Here is a 1430-nt window from a genome sequence, read left to right as displayed (position 1 = left end):
AACCCACTGCCCGTAATGGGGCAGTATCCATACCTGAATCCATAGGGTATGGAGGGCACACCCGGGGAACTGAAACATCTTAGTACCCGGAGGAGAAGAAAGCAAACGCGATTCCCTGAGTAGCGGCGAGCGAAACGGGAACAGCCCAAACCAAGAGGCTTGCCTCTTGGGGTTGTAGGACCACTCACATGGGAGTGACAAAGGAACGGGGTAGACGAAGCGGTCTGGAAAGGCCCGCCAGAGAAGGTGACAGCCCTGTAGTCGAAACTTCGTTCCCTCCCGAGTGGCTCCTGAGTACGGCGGGACACGGGGAATCCCGTCGGAAGCAGGGAGGACCATCTCCCAAGGCTAAATACTCCCTAGTGACCGATAGTGAACCAGTACCGTGAGGGAAAGGTGAAAAGCACCCCGGAAGGGGAGTGAAAGAGAACCTGAAACCGTGTGCCTACAAGTAGTCAGAGCCCGTTAATGGGTGATGGCGTGCCTTTTGTAGAATGAACCGGCGAGTTACGATGGCGTGCGAGGTTAAGTCGAAAAGACGGAGCCGCAGCGAAAGCGAGTCTGAATAGGGCGTATAGTACGTCGTCGTAGACCCGAAACCAGGTGATCTACCCATGTCCAGGGTGAAGGTAGGGTAACACCTACTGGAGGCCCGAACCCACGCACGTTGAAAAGTGCGGGGATGAGGTGTGGGTAGGGGTGAAATGCCAATCGAACCTGGAGATAGCTGGTTCTCCCCGAAATAGCTTTAGGGCTAGCCTCAAGGGAAGAGTCTTGGAGGTAGAGCACTGATTGAGCTAGGGGCCCTCATCGGGTTACCGAACTCAGTCAAACTCCGAATGCCAACGACTTATCCTTGGGAGTCAGACTACGAGTGATAAGATCCGTGGTCGAGAGGGAAACAGCCCAGATCACCAGCTAAGGTCCCAAAGTGCACGTTAAGTGGAAAAGGATGTGGAGTTGCCCAGACAACCAGGATGTTGGCTTAGAAGCAGCCATCATTTAAAGAGTGCGTAATAGCTCACTGGTCGAGTGACTCTGCGCCGAAAATGTACCGGGGCTAAACGTGCCACCGAAGCTGTGGGATGACCGTTGGTCATCGGTAGGGGAGCGTTCTAAGTGCGCCGAAGCGAGACCGGAAGGACTCGTGGAGCGCTTAGAAGTGAGAATGCCGGTGTGAGTAGCGAAAACAGAGGTGAGAATCCTCTGCACCGAAAGCCTAAGGGTTCCTGAGGAAGGTTCGTCCGCTCAGGGTTAGTCGGGACCTAAGCCGAGGCCGAAAGGCGTAGGTGATGGGCAACAGGTAGAGATTCCTGTACCACCTCCTCACCGTTTGAGCGATGGGGGGACGCAGGAAGGTAGGGCGAGCAGGCTGCTGGAATAGCCTGTCCAAGCGGTTAGGCTGCCAGATAGGCAAATCCGTCTGGCGC

The 1430-nt window shown here is 55.5% G+C and carries 1 rRNA gene (running past one end of the window); it reads left to right on the top strand.

Annotation, left to right across the window (positions count from 1 at the left end):
- A 23S ribosomal RNA gene (locus HT574_RS19615) occupies window positions 1–1430 on the top strand; its annotated part runs 1371 nt beyond the window's last position; the annotation flags it as partial.

This window comes from Parageobacillus sp. VR-IP, from assembly GCF_013357975.1.
Classification (GTDB): Bacteria; Bacillota; Bacilli; order Bacillales; family Anoxybacillaceae; genus Saccharococcus; species Saccharococcus caldoxylosilyticus.
The sequence above is the reverse complement of the archived record's forward strand: the minus strand, read 5'-3'. Positions and strand labels throughout refer to the sequence as shown.